Here is a 24,757-nt window from a genome sequence, read left to right as displayed (position 1 = left end):
TTTTCTCCTGTTAAATATAAAGGATAAAATCATCCTGTTTCTTCTTGAAACAGAACATTCCGATGGCGATCGTCACAAGACTGAATACCAGTGCGTATGCCGCATAATGAAGATTCATCGGCTCTCCGAACATTCCTGAACGAAAAACATCGATGGTACAGTACAGCGGATTATATTTCAGGATCCATGAAAAACCGCTTTTCAGCAGTCTGGACGGATAATAAAAGATCGCACAGGTATACATGATCAGCATCAGCGCTACTGACCACAGATATTCCATATCTCTGAAAAAAACGCCAATCGTAGCAAGGATCATTCCGCAGCCATAGGACAGCAGAAATACCAGGATCAACGCGATCGGGATCTGGAGCATATAGAGTGTCGGCTCCACACCAAGTACTGCTCCTACCGGAACCAGCACGATCAGCGAGATCAGGAAGATCACGTAGTTAAAAAGCACACTTGACAGCGGATAGAGATATTTTGGCACATAAACCTTCTTGATCATTGCCGAATTCGCTCTTACTGATTTCAATGCCGCTTTTGTGGCACTGGAATAGAATGTGTACAAAAGACGTCCTGTCAGGATATATACAGGAAATGTCCGATCCTTGTTTCCAAACAGGGTACCGAATACGATCGTCAGTACGATCATGGTAAGCAGCGGCTCAAGAAGAGACCAGATGATACCAAGATAGGAACGTCTGTACTTCAGTTTGATTCCTTTTTTTACAAGCTCTCCCAGAAGAAACCTGTAACGTATAAAAGTATTTACGTATTCTTTCATAGCATCTCCAATATTCAATTTTATTTTTTCACACGGCTGTAAATCATAATATACTATTTTTAGAAATCTGGCAACCTTATTTTCGCCAAAAAAAGAGGCTCCAAAGGGCGCCTTTTTGAAAAATATGCTACTTATCCAGCATCTCTTCCATCTGTCTGTGGTCGCATCCCGCATTCGGTCAAAAAACCAGGGCCGGAACAGGATTTCTCCCATACCGACCCTTTGGTACTCTTGGCTTATTTGTAACAAACAAATTTTATGGAAAACTTTTCTTATCTCTTAATATTGAAAGCCTGAAATCCCGGATATACTGCTGCATCACCAAGCTCTTCCTCAATACGGAGAAGCTGGTTATATTTTGCCACACGTTCGCTTCTGGAAGGAGCTCCTGTCTTAATCTGGCAGGTATTCAGTGCTACTGCAAGATCTGCGATGGTTGTATCCTCTGTCTCACCGGAACGATGAGAGGAAATCGCTGTATAACCAGCTTTATGTGCCATTTTGATAGCTTCCAGAGTCTCGGATACGGAACCAATCTGATTCAGTTTTATCAGAATGGAGTTTCCGCAGCCAAGGCTAATACCTTTCTCAAGACGCTCTGTATTTGTAACGAACAGGTCATCACCTACAAGCTGTACTTTTTGGCCAAGCTCTTTTGTCATGATCTGCCATCCTTCCCAGTCTTCCTCGTCAAGGCCGTCCTCGATGGAATAGATCGGGTATTTCTCGATCAGGTTCTTCCAATGCTCAACAAGCTCTGCAGATGTGAATTTCTTTCCGCATTTCGGAAGAACATACTCGCCTTTCTGGCTTCCTTTCCACTCGCTGGATGCTGCATCCATGGCAAGAACGAAATCTTTTCCCGGTTCATATCCTGCTTTCTTTACTGCCTCAAGAATGTACTCGATGGCTTCCTCGTCGCTTCCAAGGTCTGGTGCGAAACCACCCTCATCACCAACGCTTGTTGCAAGGCCCTTCTCTTTCAGAAGTGCTGCAAGTGCATGGAACACCTCTGTGCACCAGCGAAGTCCTTCTTTGAAGCTCGGTGCTCCCGCAGGCATGATCATGAATTCCTGAACATCAACAGTATTCGCAGCATGTGCACCACCGTTTAAGATATTCATCATCGGAACCGGAAGTCTGTTTCCGTTCACCCCACCAAGAAATCTGTAAAGGGGAATGTCAAGAGAAATCGCAGCTGCTCGTGCGCATGCGATAGATACTGCAAGAATAGCATTTGCGCCAAGTTTGGATTTGTCCTTTATTCCGTCTGCATTGATCATGGCAGCGTCCACTGCATAAATGTCAGATGCATCCATTCCTGTCAGTGCATCGTTAATTACAGTATTGATATTTTCAACGGCCTTGGAAACACCTTTTCCTCCGAAACGGCTCTTATCCTGATCCCTCAGTTCAAGTGCCTCGAATTCTCCTGTGGATGCACCACTTGGAGCTGCTCCTCTTCCGATAGTTCCATCTGCCAGATAAACCTCTGCCTCTACGGTCGGATTTCCTCTTGAATCAATGATCTCTCTTCCAATGACTTTCTCGATCTCTAAATATTCCATTTGATATTTATCCTCCTGTCTGGCTTTTTCGCCCTGTCCGTAAATTTGTCCGGGCCGCATTTTGCCAGAGGATACGGCCCGCCACAATTATTTACGCAATAGTTAGAACCTGCTAACCATATATAAGTTTACTGTATCTAACTTTTATGGTCAAGGGGAGTTATTGTCATTTTTTTCTCATTAGAGCAGCTCCGTCTATTTTCAGAAAGCTTAATAAAAATGTGCAAATTTTACATATTGACATCCTTACGCTGATTATGATAATATAATCGCCGGACTTAAAACTAAATATGGTTTATGACAAAATCCTGTCATATATTGGAAACGCACATTCTCCTGAATGATTAACGAACAACACATGCTTTACGGTTTTACATCACCACTTAATCATTTTAAAGGAGGATTTTTTATGCCAAAAAACAAATTTCAGGAAGTTATCTTTACCATTATCATGGTATTTTTCATGGTTTACGCCATGATCTGCTACAACATTTCTCTGAACACTGGGAGTATGACAAACCATGTGTTCCTTGACGCTTTTCATGAGCTGGTGATCATGGGACCGATTGCATTTATCCTTGACTTCTTCCTTGTATCCAAACTTGCTTTTGGTTGTGCAATGCGCATGGTAGATTTCAAAAACTGCCATCCGTTCAGCAAGATTCTTGCGATCTCCGTTCCTTCTGTTGCTTTCATGTGCCCGTTAATGAGTCTTGCCGCAACCATTCTCTTTAAGGATGCCGGAAATCAGTTCGTAGCTGTATGGCTTCAAACAACCGCCTTTAACTTTCCGATGGCATTCTTCTGGCAGCTGATCTATGCAGGTCCGATCGTACGTTTTATTTTCAGACATATCTTTCCTGAAAAACAAAATGTAAAAGAAGCGACAGCAAATATGTAAAATAAAGAAAGCACATTGCTATGGTTGAACCACCCCAAAAGTCATACTTTCCGGTGGCGGCTCATTCCATACAATGTGCTTTTTATTTTTCACACGGATCTTTCTCATCTGATTTTCGGATCTCTCAGACTGTTCTCTTTAATTCCGACATCCTAAGGATCTTCACGATCAGCGGGATCACCATGATGATCCACACGATCGGTTCTGCCACGATCACGCCGGTATATCCGAGAAGCGGCACCAATGTCACTGCGATCACCACTTTTCCGATCATCTCCAACGCACTGGAAGTCAACGGGATCACCATTTCTCCAAGTCCCTGCATAGCATTTCTGAGTACACTGATCACAGCCGTTACAAAATAAAAAAGCGTATCGAATTTAAGATAATTGGTGGCGTTTAGGATCACCGTCTCATTGTGGCTTCCTGTGACCAGATAGATCAGCTGTTTTCCAATGGTAAAACTGAAGATCACAGTCATCACGGACCAGATGCAGGTATACAGAACTGCAAGACTGATTCCCTGGCGCACCCGGTCCATACGCCCTGCACCTGCGTTCTGTCCGCAGAAGATTGCCATAGTCTGCCCGAACACGCCAAACATGATCATAAACATTTCCGTAATCTTACGGGCTGCTGTATGTGCCACGATGATATCTCTTCCAAGTCGGTTGATGGAGGTCTGCAGTGCCAGTGTACCAAGATTTACCAGAGAATTCACAAGTCCCATGGAAAGTCCTGCACTCAGCATATTTTTCATCATATTTCTGTCAGGATCAGAAAAATCCTCTTTTTTCAGCCGTAGGATCTCATATCTGCGGATCATGTAAAACCAGCACACCAGAAAAGCCAGCGTCTGTGAAAGTACTGTGGCAATGGCTGCTCCCTGAACTCCTGCTTTTACTACCAGAATAAAAAACAGATCTCCTGCGATATTTAAAGTTACAGACACTGCCAGGATCACAAGGGGCGTCACCGTATCCCCAAGTGCACGCAGAGATGCCGCACAGGTATCATAAAGAAATGTTGCCAGCATACCTGCAATAATGATAAAGATATACTGTCTGGCGATTCCCGTCAAATGATCCGGAACATTCAGGAACCTCAGGATCGGATGCAGAAACAAAAGTCCCAAAACAGTCAGAATCAGAGAAAGCACGCTGCCCATTACAAGAGACAGCGCAAAGGATTTTCGCACTTCTTCCCTGTTTCCTGCACCGAATTTCTGTGCAGTGACGATGGCAAATCCATTTGCAAGGCCCATCAGAAAACCGATGATCAGCCCGCTTAAAGGACTGGTGGCCCCTACTGCAGCCAGCGCATCTTCTTTTAAAAAGCTCCCCACGATCCTAGTATCTGCCAGGCTGTACGTCAACTGCAGGAGATTTCCCAGAAATACAGGAAGTGCAAAGGACAGGATCAATGTGGAAGGTCTCCCTTTTGTCAAGTCTTTCATGTCATCCTCCCTCAGTCAACGATATCATTCTGAAAACGGGAAAGATGCTCATAAGGAAGAATCATCCTTCCGCGGAACAGTCCGCAGCCATCATTGATCAGGCTATTATTTACCGCACCAAACATATTGACATCCAGTTTTGCAAGATCCAGTCCAAGAAGCCGCATCCCCCGCTCATAGGCCTCGTCAAAATAAATACATTCCCCCTGGGGAATCGCGTCCCTTCTCCTGCGTTCACTTTCCTGTTTTTTCTCATAGCTTAAATGGTTGGCGGAACCAATCTCCGCAACATCATCCATGTCTTTGGTCCGCAGCTGTACTTCCATATAGCTTCGGGAACTGTTATCATAAAACGTGATATGCAGGGACTGATAATCATCCTCACTGTTGTTACAGATGTAATCTCGGTAATAAGGTCTGACCTCCTCACTGAGCAACGGAGAAGTGCTTTCCTGTACCCCTCTGGCCGGCTCTGCGGTAAATCCTCTTTCTTCCAGAAATCCCGGAAGTATATTGGCAATTTCATAAAGATAACGAAGCTCTTCTTCTCTGACATTCTCTCCATTTTTCAGATGACATCTGGGCATGGCGATAACGATCCTGTACGCAATAAAATCCCGAAAACAACTTAAGCGCTCCTTGATCTGTGACACGGAAGGATATTCACCGTGTTCTTTGTAATAGTCATAAATAAACTCCACTACATATCCATTAAATTTTTCCTCCGCACGGATCAGAGATTTGATCCTTCCCTTGAAGGTAAACGCCAAAAACGGATATTCCCCTGCCATGTATTTATAAAATTCCCGGATTTTCTGAGACTGAGCAGTAAGGAAATCATTATGCTCCAGAAGCTCCTGGATCTGGATCAGAAAATTACAGTGTACCAGATCGATCTCGTTGTGTTTTTCCTTCGCCTCTGTTCTAAGATCCCGGATGTATTTCTTCAGTATCCGGAGAAGAGTATCTCCGGAATACAGATAATCGTTTAATGTTATCATTTGTGTTTCTCTTTTCTACTTTTAGTCTTTTCAGGATCACATATTTACAACAACTGCCGGATGATCTGTGCTCCTGTCTTTTATTTATTTCAGTTTTTCACGGAAAAATTCCGCAATCCGGTTCCATACCTCATCCTGAAAAAACTGGATATCTGCATGGTCTGCACCATCCAGTGTCAGCAAAGTGACATCACAGCCATTTTCTTCAAGAAGGACATATAAAGTTTCCGACTGAACATAAGGAACGACCTGATCGCAGTTGCCATGAATGATCATAAATGGCGGTGCATCCTTCGTAACCTTGGAAACCGGACTGCTCTGGTATGCCATTTCTTTATTTAACATAGAATTAAATCCAAGCAGAAGGGATTCTGCGGAAGAAGCACATTTTTCTGCAGATTCACACGGAAATGCGGAAAGATCCGTAGGCGGATACCATGGGCAGGCAGCCTGTACCTTGCTGGATTCTTCCAGGTACTCTCCCACATCCAGAGCCGGATCATTGTCCAGCGCAGCCATACATGTAAGATATCCTCCGGCAGACTCTCCCATAACTCCTATCTGCTCTTTGTTGATGCGGAACCGGTCTGCATGAGCCTTCAGATAGCGGATGGCTGCCTTTACATCCTGCAGCGGCATCGGATACGGGCCCTGATTGGAAGTACGATACTCCACACTTGCCACTACAAATCCATCCGATGCCAGTCTGCTCAGATAAAGATTATGTGCGGATTTATCCATCATCAGCCATGCACCTCCGCAGATCCAGAGGATGCAGGGATAAGTTTTTCCATCTTTTGTTTCCGGGTAGATTATATCCAGTTTCAGATCCCGCCTGCAATGTCCGAACCAGTAATCCACCTGTGCGTAAGTAATATCATTTACTGTAATATACTGAGGCTTCTCTGCCGGAAGCTTCAGTGTCTTTTTTTCTGCTTTTGTCATAATCTATTTTCCTCTTTTCTTCTGATCATTTTATCTTTGAAATATTTTTCTTTTATTTTATCACAACACTGCTTTTTCTGCTTTTATTTTTCGGAGAAAAAGCACTCTTTTTCTGCAAAACAGGGTTTTGATCTTTTTGTTCATAAATCCCTCCTCTTTGTAAGTAAAATTGTTTGTCAGCAATAACAAAAAGCTGCTATAATAGATTTTCTCTATTGTAACAGCTTTGTTTTCCTACTTTTGGAATGGATTTATTATATTATAAGTTTTTTCTCTGTCAACGCCCTCAGACAATTTCACAGCTTTTCTTTATCAGTAAACCTGTATCCTGCTTTCTCAGATCTGATACCAACGAATCTCATTAGCTTCCAGATGAAGGTCAAAGCTCTTTCCATCCCCTGTGTAAACCGTAGTATCCTGTGGCTCATAGGTGTTGTTTACCACACAATACTTTTTATTTTTCACATAAGCATGTACTTCCACATTATAATTGGAAGAAAACCAGCAGAAAAGCTCATTTTCTGCTGCGGCTGACCAGAGCACCGCACGATAAAGGATACGACTGTTGCAGAAGCTGTACGGAAGTCCGCTGATGTAAACACCTCTGCCTTTTCCGAAGGTTTTTACTGCCATCTGGACTTCCTGATTCTTCTGGATAAGAATCTTTGTATCCGGAAGTGCGAAGATATTCTTTTTCCCCTCACCGAAATCTACAGTTTCGTCTGTATCCTCCAGGATAAAATGATCTTTATGCTCTTCCCAGTTGTATTTATCTGTATTAAGATTAAATCCTCTTTCTTCCTCTACACCAAGAATATCATCCAGCTGGAAGAATTTTCCCTGCCACTGATGAGCCGCTGGCTCGCCCACTCCAATGAATCCGCCTCCATTATAGACAAATTTCCGCACAGCTGTAAGAATCTTCGGATCTGCCCAGTTCTCGCCACCGGACTGCGCAGTGTCCGCATCACCTACATTGATGATCACATCAAAATCATTCAGCAGATCTTTATCCTGACGGATGTCATCAAAGCTGATAAAGGACACATCAAAAGGCGCACCACTTAATGCCTCGATGATTCCGAAATAGGAATAATTCTGCTTGTAATAGATGGCATGATGTACCATATGGTTTCCCCAGGAGCGCATTTTTCCCCAGCAATTTAAAACTGCCACACGTTTTACGCAGTACGGTGTGGTTCCCCGGATGTTGTCGTAGAGCACACGGAATTCCTGGCAGACTTCCTTGATATACTGTACAAAATCCGGAAATTCCAGAGCCAGCTTCAGATAACCGCCATATCCAATCCTCTGGATCGGGCTTCGAAGGATGGCTCTTCTTGCAGTCACCCAGTTTACTTTTGCCTCTTTTACAGGATCCCCTCCCTCATGGAAGGTATCCGGGAAAAAGTACGGCAGAAATCTTCCCTCCGTATATTTTACATGTTTAATATCACTGAACAAACGTAAGGTCGCACCGTTTCCAACGCTTCCCACTACCGCATCCAGCCCGATGGAAGCAAACTCATCCATAAAGGGCTCCATTCCGATCCAGTGATCGCCCATGAACATCATGGCTTCTTTTCCATATTCATGAACAATGTCTACCATTTCCTTTGCAAGCTTCGCCACTTCCCGTCTCTGAAAAGCCTGGAAATCTTTAAATTCTTTTGATGGGATCCGATAAGTGTTGTTCATGTATCCCTGATCAATGATAAACTCCGGACGGAACTTATATCCCACTTCCTGCTCAAACTGTTCCAGGATATATGGACTCACCGAAGCGGAATATCCGAACCAGTCTACATATTTTTCCCGTGCCATCTCATCAAAAATCAGTGTGAACTGGTGAAAAAAGGTAGTAAATCGTACTACATTCACATAATCATGGGAATCCAGAAATCTGCGGAGGCGATCCATAGAATGCGCACGTGTTGCAGGCTGACGCACATCAAAAGTGATCTGAGGCTCTACATCCTTCCAGTCATTGACAACTGCATTATACATATGTACCGGATCCCACATGATATATGCAAGAAAGCTTACCGTATACTCATGAAACCCTTTCGCCGGTCTGATCACAACATTTCCGTTTTTTTCATCGTATGACCATTCCTCTGTACTGACAACTTCCCCGGTAGTCCGATCAATGACTTCCCACCATCTTCTGATATCATCTCTTGTATTCACCGCCAGCATATCCGGATACAGATGATCCATCAGATGGATCTCCAGAGTATCCGACACTGCCGTGTGAAAAGATGTCATGATATACATCTGCTGGATTTCTTCCGGATGAGCCTTTGCCCAGGCATTATCCTTTCTGGTGGTATAATAAGTTGCATAAATCTTTGCGCCGGTTTTCTTCAGCTCTGCCGGAAATTCTGTTCCATCACAGTCACGGATGGCATCTGCCCCCCATTCGTCCAGCATTTTCAGTGTCTCCGGAATCACATCCAGATCTGTCGGAATAGTCACTCTTCCTTTTGTTTCGCTCATCGCTTTACCTCCATTGTAAAAACCTCTGTTTTTTATTTCTGATATTTTTTCACGATCGTCTGCATAGTGTCCCATTTCTGTTCCATATCTGCCACCAATTTAAACTGTGTGCGGCAGCGGTCCAGATTATGTTCTTCCCGGTCGATTTTAAAATAATGATCTCCCTCCAGATAATCAGTAAGAAAGCGAATGCCGCATTCATAGGTCATCACCTTAGCTCCCATGGGAAGCATTTCGATCTCTTTTGCACTAAGCTTATCTCCACAGCTTTCCAGAAAGCCTTTTACATAAATTTCATAGAGTTCCATATCACAGGATACTTTGCTTAAATCTTTCTCATCCTCCAATGCAGTGCTGGCCCCGAAACGAATGGAATCCCCAAAATCATTCATGGCAAGTCCCGGCATAACCGTGTCCAGATCCACTACACAGATTCCCTTTCCTGTTTCCAGATCGATCATAACGTTATTCAGCTTCGTATCGTTGTGCGTTACCCGAAGGGGCACCTCACCTTTTGCCAGAAGCTCACCGAATACATTTGCCAGGTACTCATGCTGAAGCGCAAATGCAATCTCTTCTTTTACAGATTCGGCACGATGGCAGCTGTCCTTCTCTATGGCATTTTTCAAAGTCTGAAAACGTTTCTTTGTATCATGAAAATCCTTTATCGTTTCATGCAGAGTCTCTGCCGGATAATCTGCCAGCATTTCCTGGAATTTTCCAAATGCAACTGCACTTTCATAAAAATCCTCCGGTTTTTCCGCCAGATCATAGCTTACTGCATCGGTAATAAAAATATAAGCTCTCCAGCATTCTCCGTTTTCATCTGTCAAGAATGCCTTCCCTTCTTTCGTTGGAATCAGGTTCAGAACCTCCCGTTCCGGATCTCCTCCCTTCTGAAGAACTTTCTTTTTCAGATGCCCAGTGACTCCGGCAATGTTCTCCATCAGTTCTTCCGGTTTCCGAAAGATTTCCCGATTGATCTTCTGAAGGATCACCTTAATGGACCCCATCTCTCCGATCCGATATCTTAGCATATAGGTTCCGTTAATATGCCCGCTTCCGCAAGGGCCGCACGAAACCAGTTCTCCTGTAAATGCAAACTGATCCGCTATTCTTTTTATCTCTTCTTTTGCTGTACCTTTCATTTTACCTTCTCTTTCCCAGACAACAGTAAAAAGCATACCGTCCGAAAACAAATATGCTTTATACTTTTTGCTGTGATCATTTTTTCCGCTTTAAGATCCTGGTGGCAAGCGGAGCCACATTTTCATCCGATGATCCATAGAGAACTTCGTAATCCCCCGGAACAGAAACTGTTTCTGTCTTTTCTCCGAAGTTCTGGATAAACAGATATTCCGTATCCTCATTTTCTCTGGTTGTCACAGAAATACATTCCGGTATAAATGTAATCGGCATCTTCACGCCTGCTTCCTCTGCTGCCCTTCCCAGAAAGTCCTCATAAAAAGCCGCTTCCATATCTGCCGCCACATAATAAACATGGCCCTTTCCGTATTTCTTGTGAGTCAGCACCGGATACCCCTGATAGAAATCCCTTCCATAACGCAGCAGCACTTCCGCATCGGAAACCTTTGCAAGCTCGCAGAGATTTTTACAGGTATAGCTTTCTGTAAGTCTGAGATGATTTCCTGTTTCCGGAACACCTACGTTTTCTTCCCAGTCATAAAGTGCATCGATCTCTTCCGTACGGATACCGGCTGCCTCCATCAGTCCGTGAGGGGTTCCCTCAAGATAGCATTTATCTGTTTCATCTACAATTCCTGACCAGTAGGAAAGTACCAGAGTACCACCATTTTTTGCAAAAGTGCGTAGCTTTTCGGCATATCCGTGATAAAACATGTAGGCCATCGGTACCGTTAACAGACGGTACTGGGACAGATCATGTTCCATATTGATGATGTCTGTATTATAGCCTTTTCTTCGGAGGGCACGATATTGTTTCTGCACATTTTCCTGATAATGCATATCCTCGTTTCGAGGTCCCTGCGCATCCTTCAGCGCCCAGTCATTTTCCCTGTCATAGAGAACAGCCACCGGAGACTTCGTCACGCTTCCAGCAGTTTCCCGGATCTGCTCCAACGCTTCTCCTACCTCTGTCACTTCGCGGAAAATACGGGTATCATCCCCACCGTAGTGATCGATCACCGCACCATGGAATTTCTCAGAGGCTCCCTGACTCTGACGAAGCTGGAAATACAGAACACTGTCTGAACCATGAGCAACTGCCTGCAAAGAAGCAGCCAGATGTATTCCTGGTTTTTTCAGCTTGTTGACAGGCTTCCAGTTGGTCGCAGAGGGACAGGATTCCATCAGAAGAAACGGTGCTTTCTTGATGCTTCGCATAAGATCATGCTGCATGGCTCCGTCCAACGCTGTGGTATAATTGTCTTTTTTATGCCAGCTTGGGTAATTATCCCAGGATGCAATATCCATAACATCCTTAAATTTTTTATAGTCCAGTCCGTTGTAGTCATACATCAGATTGGCGGTTGCCGGAAGCTCGGAACCACCTGCACGGATCGCAGAAATTTCATGCTTCATAAAATCCACAGTCCTGTCTGTAACAAAACGTTTCCAGTCCAGGGTAAGTGCATGAAGAGCATTTTCCCCTTTTGGCGAAGGACTTTCGATCTGATCAAAGCTGTTATAGGTATGGCTCCAGAATGTTGTGCACCATCTGGAATTTAAATTTTCGATGGTTCCGTATTTTTCTTTCAGCCATTCCCGGAATTTTTCCTGGCACAGAGGACAGTGGCATTCTCCGCCATATTCATTAGAAATATGCCACAAAAGCACTGCGGGATGTTTTCCGAAACGTTCAGAAAGCTTCTTATTAATATTGTAGACTTTTTCCCTGTATACCGGAGAAGTATAACAGTGATTATGTCTTCCACCGAAAAATCTTCTTGTGCGGTCCGAATCCATGCGAAGAACTTCTTCGTATTTATCTGCCATCCATTTCGGTCTTGCTCCGGATGGTGTGGAAAGTATCGTATAAATTCCTTCTTTATACAGATTATCGATCACCTCTTCCAGCCAGTCAAAATTATATCTTCCCTCTTCCGGCTCCAGCACTGCCCAGGAAAACATTCCCATGGAAACGGTATTGATATGGGCTTTTTTGAAATATTCGATATCTTTTTTCAGAATATCCGGTCTGTCCAGCCACTGCTCAGGGTTGTAATCGCCGCCGTGCAGATAATGGTCATATCTGATCTGCTCTGCCATTTTTTTATCTCCTTATAATTTGATTCGCATCAAGCGGACAAAAGCATCCGCTGCGCTGCGAAGCTTTATCCCAGACAACTGCTCTGGTTAAGAAAAGGATGCTACATAATCCAGTTAAAGCATATTATACAATATACCTAAAGATTTCAGCAGCATCCTTTTTGTGTCAAGCGGGTATTCGCAATCCACATTCGGTTAAGATTATTTTACAGCTCCCGTAATACCCTCCGCAAACTGTTTCTGCAATACAAAGAATACAATCATAGTCGGAATGGAACAGAATAATACACCGCACATCAGCATACCGTAATCTGTTACATATCCTGTGATCAGATTGGCGATCAGCATCGGCATTGTCATCGCCTTATTATCTGTCATGATTACCTTCGGCCACAGATAAGAATTCCATGCATTCATAAATGTGATAACTGCTGCCGCTGCATAAGTAGATTTCATAGTCGGGATAAACATCTGGAAAAAGATCCTTACCTCGCTTAATCCGTCAATACGTGCTGCTTCAATGATATCAACAGGAAATGCTCTGGCATTCTGGCGGAACATCATGATCATAAATGGTGTGGAGATGATCGGGAGAATAAAACCTACCGCTGTATTTAAGAGTCCTGCTTTGGAAAACATCTTAAATAAAGGAACCATCGTTGCAACCTGCGGAACCATCATTGCAAGAAGCAGGGTGGAAAACAGTCTGTCTTTCCATCTGTCATGATATACCTCAAAGCCATAACCTGCGATAGAACAGATCAGAAGGCAGATCACTGTAGTAAGAACTGCATAAAACAGAGAGTTTCCAAGAGCTCTCCACAGCGGCTGCTGTGCAGTCAGGTTTTTAAAGTTCTGCATAAAATATGTACCCGGAAGGATACGGCCTCTGGATACATCTGTGGATGTATTGGTTGCCGCAGAGATCATCCAGTACAGTGGAAATACAGAGATAAATGATACGATGATCAGAAAAATATATGTAGGGATCAATCTTCTCTGAATTGCGGATTTATTCTTTTTCTCAGTCACGTGTATCACCTACTTTCAAATTGATAAAGGCCAGGATCGCTACCATGATAAATATGATAAATGACATTGCTGCCGCATATCCGAAGTTTGGCACGTTGATGAAGCATGTATTATAAACATAATGGGACATTGTGATGGTTGAGTTCGCCGGGCCACCTTTTGTCAGGTTGACAGACTCATCAAACAACTGCAGTGTACCATTGATCGACATAATAAATGTCATGATAATTGTCGGTTTCAGAAGTGGTACGGTAATTTTCCAGAAGGTCTTCCAGCCATTGGCACCATCGATCTTTGCTGCCTCGTATACAGAATATTCAATATTCTGAAGACCTGCCAGATAGAACACCATGTTATATCCTGTCCATCTCCAGATCAGTGCGATGATGATCACGATCTTTGCACTTGTGGAGTTACCCAGGAAGTTATAGCCAGTTGTTAAAATTCCAAGTTTGATCAGGATGCTGTTGATCAGACCGTCTGTTGCAAACATAGAACGGAAGATCAGAGAATAAGATACAAGAGATGTTGCACATGGAAGAAATACACATGTACGGAAAAAGCCTTTAAATTTCAGATCCTTGTTATTCAGAAGCTGTGCAAGCAGGATCGCAAGGACCAGCATGATCGGTACCTGAATAATAAGATACAGGAAAGTATTGACGATGGACTGCTGGAATACCTTATCCATCATGATACGTTTATAGTTACTGAAGATCGGATCCGCAAACCTCATGTTTGCTCCGGCACCTGTCTGTAAAGAAATGATAAATGCACGGATCATCGGATAAAAACTCATGACAGCGATCATGATCGTTGCCGGTGCCAGAAAGATCCAGCCTGCCGCTCTCTGTTTCGCTACCAGAGACATGCCACTTTTTTTGGAATTCACAGGAACTCCTCCTTTCAAACATCTAAACCTTTACATAAGACAAGGGACTGCATGCAGTCCCCTGCTTTGTATTTCTTTAATATTTCAGCTTTACTCTGTCATCTTGAATGCCAGTGTATCCTGTGCTTCCTGAAGTGCAGATTCTTTGTCTGTGCCATTTACGATATTGACAACAGCTGTGTTGATGCACTCTCTTGCCTCATAGTGGTACGGAGTTTTTGTAAATTCCGGAATGTGTGAAGAGTACTCTACAATTGTTGAGAAGATCGGCTGGTTATTGAAGAACTCGCTTGGCTCATTGTAAACCTCAGACTCACCAGCCGGCAGGTAGCAGGAAATTGCACCTGTTTCCGGAAGGATTGCATCATAGAAGTCTGTGCTGGAACCAAATGTGCTTGCAAGGAAGTCCTCAGCAAGCTCTACATTCTTGCAGTTGGATGTAATGTACCAGGAAGATCCGCCATTGTTTGCATAATTTGTAGCTGTATCAACGCCATCGACCTTCGGCATTGTTGTGATCTGCCACAGACCCTTTTGATCCTCTGTTCCCATCAGTGTAGCTGTGATCCAGTTACCGTTAACGATACCGGCAGCCTCTCCGCCTGTGATCGTGGAGATGTACTCATCCCAGTTATTTACTAATTTAACAACATTGTTCTTTACAAGATCCACATAAAGATCTACGCATTTCTCTGCTGCATCGTTGCCAACGATATAAGCCTCTCCGTCATCATTTACGAAGTTTGCTCCACAGGACTGGATCATCATCATCAGAGTATCGCCACCTGTTGCTTCACTTGTAAGGAGATATTTACCTGTTTTTTCGTGAACGTCTTTTCCGATCTCCATGAATTTGCTCCATGTGATATCTGTAAGATCATCAATGGTATATCCTGCTTCTTCCAGGATATCTGTACGATAGCAGGCAATTGCTGCACCGTTATCAAACGGAACTCCGTAATGTGTGTCATCTACCATGGAGTAGGACTGTTTCAGTTTTCCGAAATCATCCCAGTTGATATCCATATCCTTCAGATCTGTGAAGGCATCCGGATAACTCTTCAGATATTTCTGATAGCTGTTGTCCTGCATCAGAACAATGTCCGGAAGTGTGCTGTAATCTCCAGCGTTTGCTGCTGTTGTAAGTTTGGTCTGGCAGTCGTCGGAAGATGTCTCAACCACATCAACCTTGAATCCCTCGTGATCCTTTGCATACTGCTCACCTGCAATATTCATAGCCTTGATGTTGAAGTTCTGATCCCATGCCCATACGGTCAGTGTGTTATCATCACCTTTTGCATATACTGCTGTAGTTGTTGCAACAAAAGACATTGCCATGATACCTGTCATTAACACTGCGAGTAATTTTTTCTTCATTTACTTTTCCTCCTTTATTAAGCATTTCCCGTTTGCTTATGAGTAGATTATAGCATCCGCATTCCGGCCATAGTTTGCAGAACCGTTCATATAATATGCAATTTCAACCATTTTATTGATTATGCACTATTATCACGCTGTATTTCCATAAAAAATATGCCCTTTGAGGATTATCTCTTTTCGCGTTCGTCAGAACGTAAAAAAAAGCCTCCTTTTTCGACATTATACGAACATTTTTCGTCAAAAAAGAAGGTTTTTGTTTCTATTTCATAAAATTTCATATTGTTTTTCATACATTTTTCACAAACATTTGAATGTATTATGCAAAATAAACCTTTTCAGGAAACTGTGTTTTCATCGTATGCAGCATTTCCTCCGTCAGATCAAGAAGAAGTTTTATTTTGCGTCCATTTTCCCGGATGATCATTGTATAGTAAGGTACATCATCTTCATAAGAAGTATAATCGTATTTTTTCAGTTTCTCCGTTCCGGTATTCTTTTTATATTTTGCCACTTTTTCATGATAGTGAGGTACGGTCACTTCCATTTCCTCAAGATTCAGCACGTGAGCTGTTTTGCGATATTTTTTGCCATAGATCACATCTATAGTCAGTTGTCCGTTTTCCAGGGTATATTCATAGTCTCTCTGGCTGAATATGTCATAAACAAAATAAAGCAATGCCAGAAGAAATCCCGGAAGCATGAATGCCTGAGAGATCGTGATACCCATCAGTACAAAAATTGCCGCAAAGATCACCATTACTTTTCTGAGAGCTCCTGACATATGTTTCTTTTTTCTGGAGACCTGCTCCACAATCCTGTAATCGTACATTTCTTACCTCTTTCTATCTGCCTGCTCCGCATACAGTCTGATATTTCTATTCTGTCGTGTCAGATCCACAGATCTGGTTTTGTTGTTTTACCAGCCTTCCTCTGAATGGATGTCAAACTTAAGAAGCTGCTGTTCATAGTTCTCCGGACGTTTTCTCCACTCCAGAGGTGTCATTCCCGTAACCTGGCGAAAATTCCGGTTAAATGTGGAATTGGTGGTAAAACCACACTTATGTGCTATATCTGCAATTGGCTGATCTGTTTTTTTCAGATAATCACAGGCCGCCTGAATACGGATCGTATTGATATATTCCAGCGGGCTCATCTTCATGTAAGTCGTAAATATCCGGCGCAAATGAGTTTCACTGATATGACAGTATTCTGCCAGTTCGTCAATACGAATATCCTCCATGTAATGATCAGAAATATAATCCTGGGACCTGGAGATCATATCCATGACTTTCCCTCTGCCTTCGCTGTAACGTTCTTCGCCTGAATCCCGGTTTATCCTTGCGATTTCCACAAGAAGCGATGCCAAAACTCCCTTAGCTTCTTCCAGATAAAATTCCTCTCCATACCGCATGATATCCAGAATCTTAAGGATCTTACCTGCCATGGATCGGTTTTCTTTTTCATTCAGAAAAAGCGATCTGGAGTTGATCCGCTGAACGATTTTTTCTCTTTTTACTGAATTATTAATAAATTTATCCAGGAATCCTTCTACATCAATAAAAAGATACTCCCAGCGGCTGATAGTTCCAATATCACTGTTTGTGGTATGTGGATAATTGGCTGGGATCACCGAAAATATCCGGTCATGAAACTGTACCTTATCCTCTCCCAGTATCATAAATCCCTGTCCTTCATAGCAGAACCCGATTTCCAGATAATTATGAAAATGGAGATAATCGATATCGTTCCCATAATTCTGGACCCACTTCTGTCCGAGCAATGCAAGGATGGGACTCCCCTCCGGCATCTTATAATATCGCAGCTCCATTTTGGGTTTTCGTTTTTTTGCCACAGATATTCCTCCGTATGTTTTCTGTTCCGATATTTACTGATCTTTCTGTTATATTACAGCCATACATAAAAAAAAGCAACCTGCAGGATAACAATAATTAATAACTCTTGTTTCTGCAGATTGCAATTTTATTTATATCAGCTAGTTACTTTTTATCTATTTATTCCTCGTCCAGGTAATATTTTCCATATGCATCTGCCGCTTTAATTGCTGCAAATACAGTTTCCGGTGTAACTTCAAATGGCATGTTGTGAAGTGTATCATTCTCCGCACATGCAGTTCTAGCAACTTCCATAAGCTGCTCATCAGTTACCTTCCCAGCTCCAAGCTCTGCCAGAGTAACAGGAAGTCCTACTTCAATGCACCATAAGATGATCTCTTCCAGATCTTCCTGGGGAATATTCTCCAGTACCAGCTGTGTGATGGTTCCGAATGCGACTTTTTCTCCATGATACATATGATGGCATTCTTCCAGTACAGTAAATCCGTTATGGATCGCATGTGCACCTGCAAGTCCTGCACTTTCAAAACCAATTCCAGAAAGAAGTGTATTAGCCTCAATCACTTTCTCAACTGCCGGTGTGCATACTCCTGCTTCCAGAGCTATCTTAGCTTTTACACCCTCATCCATCAAGGTATTAAAGCAAAGTTCAGCCAGTGCCATGGCAGCCTCTGTTGTCTTACCTCCCGCGCAGGAAGTCGCTCCGCTTCTCTTGCATGCCCTTGCCTCAAAATATGTTGCCAGTGCATCTCCCATACCAGCCACAGTAAGACGAACCGGTGATTTGGCGATGATATCTGTATCCATCAGAACAAGATTCGGATTTGCCGGAAGAAACAGATATTTTTCAAAAACTCCTTCTTCTGTATAAATAACAGACAAAGCACTGCAAGGGGCATCTGTAGATGCGATCGTCGGACAAATAAATACCGGTGTTCCCGCATAATATGCAACTGCCTTCGCTGTATCAAAGATCTTTCCTCCACCAATACCAATGGTAAGATCACACTGCTCATCTTTTACGATCTTTACCAGACGATCGATCTCACTGTTGCAGCATTCTCCGTTAAAATAATCAAAAACCACCTCACAGGAACTCTCAGCAAAGCTCTCTTCGATCGTTTTACCAATTCTTTTATATCCGCCTTTACTGATCAGAACCAACGCTTTTTTTCCGCTCTTTGCAGCATAAGTTCCAAGATTCTTCATTTCTCCCGCGCCCTGTAAATATTTGGACGGACTGATTAAAATTTTCGCCATTTTTATATTTCCTTTCTTTGTTTTCAGAAGTCAGCCTCCGCATCCGGCTTTTGCATTTATATTATAATTGCTGTATTTTTTTATTGCAAGGAGTATTTGAGGATTTATACAGCATCACCTGATCTGAAAAGCTGTTAAGCAATTTTCTTTTTCTCCCAGTCAATCTACTATCCTGCATATGTCAGAAAACATTGCAGTGCCACCCAAATTTGCATCGTTTTGGAATTTACAGCTTACGACTTCTATATAAGGAACATGGTATGTTTCAGGGGAATTAATTGATTTGATCAAAGTGCAGTGTTTTATGATATTTGGCATACTTCCTGAATATGCAATTTTCCATCTTTTACTGTATATTGGCGCTTGTAACTGCTATTTCTGGAATCATACGAAGTACTCACTGTAAATCCTTCATTCTGATTCAAAATTTTCTGTCTGTTTGCTCTGTTCCTAGTAATATACTTTGTGATCACATGAAAATCAGTTACAGCCAGCTTTCCAGAACATCATTCAGCTTATTCATATCCAGCGGTTTCGCGATATGTCCATTCATGCCTGTATTTTTGGCCAGCTGTACATCTTCTGCAAAAGCATTGGCAGTCATGGCAACAATAGGCAGTTTTCCCTTTTCACCCGGAAGGCTCCTGATTGCTGCAGTTGCCTCATAACCATTCATGACAGGCATTTGGATATCCATAAAAACAAGATCATACAATCCTTCCGGAGAAGCTTCCACTTTTTCAACTGCAATTTTCCCATTTTCTGCCGTTTCCACTTTTGCACCTGTCATCTGCAAAATTTCACCAGCAATTTCTCTGTTCAACTCATTATCCTCAACCAGCAGAATCCTTTTTCCCGTGTAGTCTGATTCTGACAGCTTCTCCAGATAATTTCTTGCTGTTTTTTCTTTTCTTCCTGAAGTAAACTGCCGCAGTGTTGCCGTCAGCCTGGAACGGAACAGCGGTTTTGCAATAAAAGCATCTACACCTGCAGCCTTTGCTTCTTCTTCAATTTCGCTGAATTCATAGGATGTCAGTACAATGATGGGGAGCTCTTTTCCTATCCGTTTCCGGATCTGTCTGGCAGTTTCTATACCATCCATCTCCGGCATCTTCCAGTCTAAAATAACAGCAAAGTAATCATCTTTCAACTCATGCCGTGCATAACAGCGCTCAACTGCTTCCCTGCCAGAGAGAACCCATTCACCCATAATACCGATTTCCTTTAATGTTGCAACTGTACTTTCACAGCATGTCCTATCATCATCCACAACCAGGACCGGCAGATTCATCAGATCTCTGTCCTGTTCTTTTTCTTTTTCCTGAAGCTCCAGATAAATTGTTACTGTGATTTTAGTTCCCTTGTGCAAGGTACTGTCCACTTTAATAGTGCCATTCATCAGGTTCACAATATTTCTGCTGATTGCCATTCCCAGACCAGTTCCCTGGACTCTGGTTGTCCGGTGGTCATCCGCGCGGCTGAACGGCTCAAACATGATTTTCTGGAATTCCGGTGACATACCGATCCCATTATCCTCAATCGTAAATTCATAGCATCCAAGTTCTGAAAATCCATTTGGCTTTTCCTCTATGGAAAAAATAATATTCCCGCCATCCGGTGTATACTTGATCGCATTACTCATCAGATTCACAAATACCTGCTGAATCCTCAAGCTGTCACCACAGACAGCCTCATGTTCAATATGATTGATGTGTATATCAAAATTATGTTTATGTTCATCAAGCACCGGTTTCGTAAGTGTAATAAGATTATCTACCAGCTCTGACAGATTGAAATCTTCCTGTGCCAGTGTCATTTTTCCACTTTCAATGCGTGCCATATCCAATACTTCATTGATCAGCCCCAGCAGATGGCGGCTTGATTCTGTGATCTTGCCGAGGCATTCAATGACTCTGTCCTGGCTCTCAACATTTGCTCCTGCGATTGCTGTCAGACCCACAATCGCATTCATTGGTGTCCGGATATCATGGGACATATTGGAAAGGAATTCTGTTTTCGCACGATTTGCATTTTCTGCGGACCGGTAAGCCTCTTTCAGTGCCTGACGGGATTCAATCTCTGCTTTCTTCTCCTGTGTCACATCCATGGATGCCAGCAATACCTTTTCCAGCTTTCCATTCTTCCATTCCAAGGGAATATAAGAAGCGATTTTATAAGTCTTTTCATCCAGGCTGCAATACTCAAACTTATAAATATCATTTTCACTTTTCAGTTTTTTCCGAATATTATCCGGGGCTATCAGGATATCTATAGCTTCCAATGGTTCCAGTGTCTTATATTTTTCAAGAACCTGCATCTGAAAATCATGATAAAATCCCAGAGGTTTATATATCATCTGTCCATTCAGATTGTAGAATTCATATCTGTCATTTTCCAGATCACAGACAACAAAGCGGTCAACCAGACGCACTATGCTCTGGATCAGCTGCTCCATGGAAGCATTATCTGCTGCCATCTGCAGATGCCGTGCGCTCTCTACCTTTGTCTCTGTGATATCACGCAGAAAGATCATGGCATATTCTGAATCCTCTATTTCGCCACGTATGACCACATTGCGGACCCATCGTTCTTCTCCATTCAGAGTGATACGGCACTCTAAAGCCAATTCGGTTTCCAGCCCCTTCAGCCTTTCTGCAATATAACCACGGTCGTAAAAAGAGGATACCGCCTTCTTATCTGTCTCCACAACATAGGAATCCACAAAATGCCGGATCAATTCATCCCACGTATGACTCTGTTCAAAGACGGTCATCAGGGACGGTTCAACCTTAAAGGTATCAAAAGTATTCGCTTCCAGATTCACATAATACTCGCACAAATCTGCTTTCGTAAAAGCCCGGTGGAAAGCAGCAGATTTTTGTGCCTGCATGATTTCTTTTTTCTCCCCATCAATGTTAATAAAAATCCCGGCAATCCTGCTGGCAGAACCATCCAGACGGCGTATTACTTCTGCCGATGCCCGAAACCACTGGTATTGATTATCCTTCATTCTCATACGATACTCTACCTGGTATTTTATCTGGTTCGTCTTATCCTTAATTGCCGCCTGAAGCTGCACCATTACTCTTTCTTTATCCTGTGGATGCAGAAGATCTGACCAGGATTCCAGTTTATTCGGAAAGTCCAGGGTGTCATGATAGCCAAGCATTTTTCGAAATTCATGACTCCAGTTTGCATTCACAATCTCACTGTTTTCGTCACAGTCAAAATACCAGAAGCCGGAACAGATAGCCTCATTGAGCAGTGCCAAATTTATATGATCCCAGTTGACCTGTACGGACATAACCCAGATCTGTCTGCCCGCCTCATCTGTCGCATCCTCTTTACAAAGCCGTACATTATTCACTGTACCGTCTGCTGCAAGGATCTGTGCTTCCCCTGTTCCGTGAAGCTGCAAAAAACGGTCTCGCTCCAGTATATCTTCCTCGTCATAAAAGAAGTTTCTCAATGAGCCTTTTGTCTGTTCCATGAAAGTATCGAATGTATATCCTGTACTATGCAACAGCAGATTATCCACAGACAAAATAGACAGGTTTTGGTCATAAGATCCTGTCATTATACCTACCCCGCCATTATTTTCCAGTGTTTTCTGTACGGCCTGTGACATGGCCTGTGTCTGCCCCGTTACAGTCTCACCTAAGGAATATATTTTGTCTTCATAATTTTTCATTTTATAAAAGTCCTCTCTCCGTCTTATGCCTTCTTCATCCTGCTTTTATCTGTATACAGAAAACCTGTCCCTGCTAGTTTTGTTACCCATTTTTGCATACAAAAAGGACATCTGCCAAAATCTGCCAGTGTCCCTACTATATTCTTTAAAATCACACATCTATATAGTATAAAAGGTATCGGAATCTCTTCTGTTCAAACATCTTTTCCATATATTATGATGATATGGAAACAGTGGCAACCGGCTGACATGGTCAAGCTTTCTGACTTTAGTCCCTTCTGGCTTTGCGACCCTGCCTTTCAACAGGTTTGCCTTTAAAATAATTTTCATTTTTTCCAAAAATAAAATACCATGTGGTTTTTCTTACGTCAATAATATTTTGGTGGAAAATTTACATATATTTTAACCGAATCAAGTAACTCCCCTGTGGAGGTTGCGAAAAGCAATAAGCAGTGGGTGAGAACCTCTCTATTCTTTTTAGTGCATGTTCAACAAAAATCCTTGATTTTACTGACTTTGCTGAACAGTTAATAAGTTACATATATCTCCAAAATAGAGTTTTCTGGATATGAAGTGACTTCATGGAGTCCATTTCTGATGATTTTAGGTACAAGAAATAAAACGTCTTTATTTCTTCTTATGAAGGCCTTCCTGTTTCCTAAATCCACCTACAGTAACTAACCTCTCATGTCTACCAGGATCACCATCCTCTGACGGATCCTAAATCCCTTCGTTCTGCTTATCCATAGTTGGGTGCTGCTCATGCTCCTTTAGCAGGGTCGTTGCCCTATAGAAAATGTCAATGCAGCTACTGGCTCTACTTTGTCTTATATATTTTGCATTCCTGTTTCACAGCACCATTGATGGCGGACGCTTTCCTGTTTACAGTACTTTTTGCTCAGGCAGCTATTATGTCGCTTTTTCGGTGGATATCTGACATCATTTTAAATCTGTCATACTCCACACCTTTCGTTAATACCGCATAAAACACTCGGATCAACTTACAGCTGACGGCAACCATTGCCTGCCTTCGTTTCAGCGGATTCTTTACACGGGTTACATAGTAATCATAGATTTCACGGAACTCCTTGTTCCTTGCAAGCAGCGGTACCCTTACCTGATACAGGATCTTTCTGAGTTTCCTTCTCCCGCGTTTGCTGATCCTCGTCCTTCCTTTATGCTTTCCTGAACTGTTTTCTACCAGTTCCAGTCCTGCATACTTCTGGATCTGTTTCGGTGAATCAAAGCGTCTGATATCACCTACCTCAGCTATGAATCCTGCTATTGTGATGCTCCCTACTCCTTTAATGGCGAGTAACTTCTCCACATGTGGTACTTTTAGGATCATTTCCTCAAGTACTTTATTGACGGATTCTAACTGCGAAGTCCATAAGCGATGCTCTTCAAGCAGCATATATAATTCACTTTTTGTTCCAATCCCTCCGTCAAGTCCAACACTGTTGTGCGCAGCTTCAACCAGGGTCTTTGCCCTATCTTCAGTAACTCCTCTGCCACGCATCTTTTTATCATGCCAGATCTTTCGGATCCCATTTACTCCAAGCGCGATCACATCTTTTGGCAATGGTGCTTTTTCAAGCACTGCCAGGCCGCTTATTGCATCAAATCGTGTGTATAATCCCAGATATTCCGGGAAATGTATTGCAAGCCATCTCTGGATCCTGTTTGCAGATATGTTGTGCTGCTTCATGATCCTGTCACGGCTGTATACCAGGTCTCTTATTTCGGCATAAATGCCTTCTGGCATGTATGGGATTGAATATCTCCCATCCACAACTAGTTTTGCGATTGTTTTTGGATCTTTTGAATCTGTTTTCTTTGGACTGTTATCATCAAGTTCCTTGATCTTCTTAACCGAGAATGGATTGACCATTACTAATCTTTTCTGATGATCATTTACATACTTCGCAAACGCAAACCAGTAATGACCTGTTGGCTCGCAGCCGATCAGAACTGCAGTCTTTTTATTCTCAGTCTTAAGTGTCTCTACCCAAAGGTTGAAAAAATTGAACCCTTCCAGATCGTTATGAAAAAAAAATACGTTTTGTAAGTTCGCGTCCTCTGTTATCAAAAGCTCTTGCATAATGTATCTGGCTTCCGATATCAACTCCGACAACCATTGTTGAATCTGTTACTTGCTCAATCTTTTCATTCTGTGTATAATTCATTTGGAACCTCCAGTGCTTGATTGTTTTGTTTACATCCGCCAAGATGCAACTCAATCA

17 protein-coding genes and 1 riboswitch are annotated in these 24,757 nt (G+C 42.6%); of the genes, 1 reads left to right on the top strand and 16 read right to left on the bottom strand.

The annotated features are described in order from the left end of the window. Positions 1-10 precede the first annotated feature (10 nt). Together DWX61_RS06815 and eno are read right to left on the bottom strand one after the other, a co-directional pair. The gene (locus DWX61_RS06815; protein ID WP_118513373.1) at positions 11-787 is read right to left on the bottom strand and encodes an ABC transporter permease; all 777 of its coding nucleotides are present in this window, start codon (positions 785-787) and stop codon (positions 11-13) included. Positions 788-1,059: 272 nt separating this feature from the next. Then, on the bottom strand, positions 1,060-2,355 hold the full coding sequence (gene eno, locus DWX61_RS06810) for a phosphopyruvate hydratase (protein ID WP_118624441.1): 1,296 nt from the start codon (positions 2,353-2,355) through the stop codon (positions 1,060-1,062). 409 nt (positions 2,356-2,764) lie between these two features. Here eno and DWX61_RS06805 point away from each other — a divergent pair, with 409 nt between their 5' ends. Further along, positions 2,765-3,256, top strand: a complete 492-nt coding sequence (locus DWX61_RS06805) for a DUF2798 domain-containing protein (protein WP_118513348.1) — start codon at positions 2,765-2,767, stop codon at positions 3,254-3,256. Positions 3,257-3,380: 124 nt separating this feature from the next. Here DWX61_RS06805 and DWX61_RS06800 read toward each other — a convergent pair whose 3' ends face one another. The 14 genes from DWX61_RS06800 to DWX61_RS06735 form a co-directional block, all read right to left on the bottom strand. Further along, positions 3,381-4,712: an MATE family efflux transporter gene (locus tag DWX61_RS06800; protein WP_118513349.1), complete on the bottom strand. Its 1,332-nt coding sequence runs from the start codon at positions 4,710-4,712 to the stop codon at positions 3,381-3,383. Between the two features lie 11 nt (positions 4,713-4,723). Continuing rightward, a complete protein-coding gene (locus tag DWX61_RS06795; protein ID WP_118513350.1) occupies positions 4,724-5,713 on the bottom strand; it encodes a RelA/SpoT-related domain-containing protein in 990 nt (329 codons plus the stop codon). A gap of 84 nt (positions 5,714-5,797) precedes the next feature. Next, complete coding sequence (locus DWX61_RS06790) at positions 5,798-6,658, bottom strand: alpha/beta hydrolase (RefSeq protein ID WP_118513351.1); 861 nt, start codon at positions 6,656-6,658, stop codon at positions 5,798-5,800. A 336-nt stretch (positions 6,659-6,994) separates the two neighbouring features. Continuing rightward, a complete protein-coding gene (gene gnpA / locus DWX61_RS06785) occupies positions 6,995-9,157 on the bottom strand; it encodes a 1,3-beta-galactosyl-N-acetylhexosamine phosphorylase (protein ID WP_118624439.1) in 2,163 nt (720 codons plus the stop codon). A gap of 32 nt (positions 9,158-9,189) precedes the next feature. Beyond that, positions 9,190-10,305: a phosphotransferase enzyme family protein gene (locus tag DWX61_RS06780; RefSeq protein WP_118624437.1), complete on the bottom strand. Its 1,116-nt coding sequence runs from the start codon at positions 10,303-10,305 to the stop codon at positions 9,190-9,192. Positions 10,306-10,381: 76 nt separating this feature from the next. Beyond that, positions 10,382-12,406 carry a beta-galactosidase gene (locus DWX61_RS06775; protein WP_118624435.1) on the bottom strand — a complete coding sequence of 675 codons (2,025 nt, stop codon included), beginning with the start codon at positions 12,404-12,406 and terminating at the stop codon, positions 10,382-10,384. Positions 12,407-12,607: 201 nt separating this feature from the next. Then, entirely contained in the window at positions 12,608-13,438 is an 831-nt protein-coding gene (locus DWX61_RS06770) for a carbohydrate ABC transporter permease (protein ID WP_182433958.1), read from the bottom strand. Beyond that, positions 13,431-14,330 (bottom strand): carbohydrate ABC transporter permease, encoded by a 900-nt coding sequence (locus DWX61_RS06765; protein WP_022426329.1) that lies wholly within the window; start codon positions 14,328-14,330, stop codon positions 13,431-13,433. The genes DWX61_RS06770 and DWX61_RS06765 overlap by 8 nt, the downstream gene beginning before the upstream one ends. Positions 14,331-14,420: 90 nt before the next feature. Further along, positions 14,421-15,707 (bottom strand): ABC transporter substrate-binding protein, encoded by a 1,287-nt coding sequence (locus DWX61_RS06760; RefSeq protein WP_118624433.1) that lies wholly within the window; start codon positions 15,705-15,707, stop codon positions 14,421-14,423. 319 nt (positions 15,708-16,026) lie between these two features. Further along, positions 16,027-16,539 (bottom strand): DUF6106 family protein, encoded by a 513-nt coding sequence (locus DWX61_RS06755; RefSeq protein WP_118624431.1) that lies wholly within the window; start codon positions 16,537-16,539, stop codon positions 16,027-16,029. Positions 16,540-16,626: 87 nt separating this feature from the next. After that, positions 16,627-17,562, bottom strand: a complete 936-nt coding sequence (locus DWX61_RS19205) for a helix-turn-helix domain-containing protein (protein WP_270427095.1) — start codon at positions 17,560-17,562, stop codon at positions 16,627-16,629. Positions 17,563-17,722: 160 nt separating this feature from the next. After that, positions 17,723-18,823 carry a glycerol dehydrogenase gene (locus DWX61_RS06745; protein ID WP_118624429.1) on the bottom strand — a complete coding sequence of 367 codons (1,101 nt, stop codon included), beginning with the start codon at positions 18,821-18,823 and terminating at the stop codon, positions 17,723-17,725. A 484-nt stretch (positions 18,824-19,307) separates the two neighbouring features. Continuing rightward, positions 19,308-22,514 (bottom strand): hybrid sensor histidine kinase/response regulator, encoded by a 3,207-nt coding sequence (locus DWX61_RS06740; protein WP_118624427.1) that lies wholly within the window; start codon positions 22,512-22,514, stop codon positions 19,308-19,310. Positions 22,515-22,746: 232 nt separating this feature from the next. Then, a riboswitch (cyclic di-GMP riboswitch) is annotated at positions 22,747-22,837 on the bottom strand. A 575-nt stretch (positions 22,838-23,412) separates the two neighbouring features. After that, positions 23,413-24,615, bottom strand: a complete 1,203-nt coding sequence (locus DWX61_RS06735) for an IS110 family RNA-guided transposase (protein ID WP_330674874.1) — start codon at positions 24,613-24,615, stop codon at positions 23,413-23,415. Between the last annotated feature and the right edge of the window lie 142 nt (positions 24,616-24,757).

The organism is Ruminococcus sp. AF20-12LB (assembly GCF_003478985.1).
In the GTDB taxonomy this organism is placed as follows: Bacteria; Bacillota; Clostridia; order Lachnospirales; family Lachnospiraceae; genus Blautia_A.
This window is presented reverse-complemented; position numbering and strand designations above follow the sequence as displayed.

What these genes read in the sequence shown, in the direction of transcription:
- DWX61_RS06815 (WP_118513373.1), bottom strand. Translation starts at nt 787, where the DNA reads ATGAAAGAATACGTAAATACTTTTATACGTTACAGGTTTCTTCTGGGA.
- eno (WP_118624441.1), bottom strand. Translation starts at nt 2,355, where the DNA reads ATGGAATATTTAGAGATCGAGAAAGTCATTGGAAGAGAGATCATTGAT.
- DWX61_RS06805 (WP_118513348.1), top strand. Translation starts at nt 2,765, where the DNA reads ATGCCAAAAAACAAATTTCAGGAAGTTATCTTTACCATTATCATGGTA.
- DWX61_RS06800 (WP_118513349.1), bottom strand. Translation starts at nt 4,712, where the DNA reads ATGAAAGACTTGACAAAAGGGAGACCTTCCACATTGATCCTGTCCTTT.
- DWX61_RS06795 (WP_118513350.1), bottom strand. Translation starts at nt 5,713, where the DNA reads ATGATAACATTAAACGATTATCTGTATTCCGGAGATACTCTTCTCCGG.
- DWX61_RS06790 (WP_118513351.1), bottom strand. Translation starts at nt 6,658, where the DNA reads ATGACAAAAGCAGAAAAAAAGACACTGAAGCTTCCGGCAGAGAAGCCT.
- gnpA (WP_118624439.1), bottom strand. Translation starts at nt 9,157, where the DNA reads ATGAGCGAAACAAAAGGAAGAGTGACTATTCCGACAGATCTGGATGTG.
- DWX61_RS06780 (WP_118624437.1), bottom strand. Translation starts at nt 10,305, where the DNA reads ATGAAAGGTACAGCAAAAGAAGAGATAAAAAGAATAGCGGATCAGTTT.
- DWX61_RS06775 (WP_118624435.1), bottom strand. Translation starts at nt 12,406, where the DNA reads ATGGCAGAGCAGATCAGATATGACCATTATCTGCACGGCGGCGATTAC.
- DWX61_RS06760 (WP_118624433.1), bottom strand. Translation starts at nt 15,707, where the DNA reads ATGAAGAAAAAATTACTCGCAGTGTTAATGACAGGTATCATGGCAATG.
- DWX61_RS06755 (WP_118624431.1), bottom strand. Translation starts at nt 16,539, where the DNA reads ATGTACGATTACAGGATTGTGGAGCAGGTCTCCAGAAAAAAGAAACAT.
- DWX61_RS06745 (WP_118624429.1), bottom strand. Translation starts at nt 18,823, where the DNA reads ATGGCGAAAATTTTAATCAGTCCGTCCAAATATTTACAGGGCGCGGGA.
- DWX61_RS06740 (WP_118624427.1), bottom strand. Translation starts at nt 22,514, where the DNA reads ATGAAAAATTATGAAGACAAAATATATTCCTTAGGTGAGACTGTAACG.
- DWX61_RS06735 (WP_330674874.1), bottom strand. Translation starts at nt 24,615, where the DNA reads ATGCAAGAGCTTTTGATAACAGAGGACGCGAACTTACAAAACGTATTT.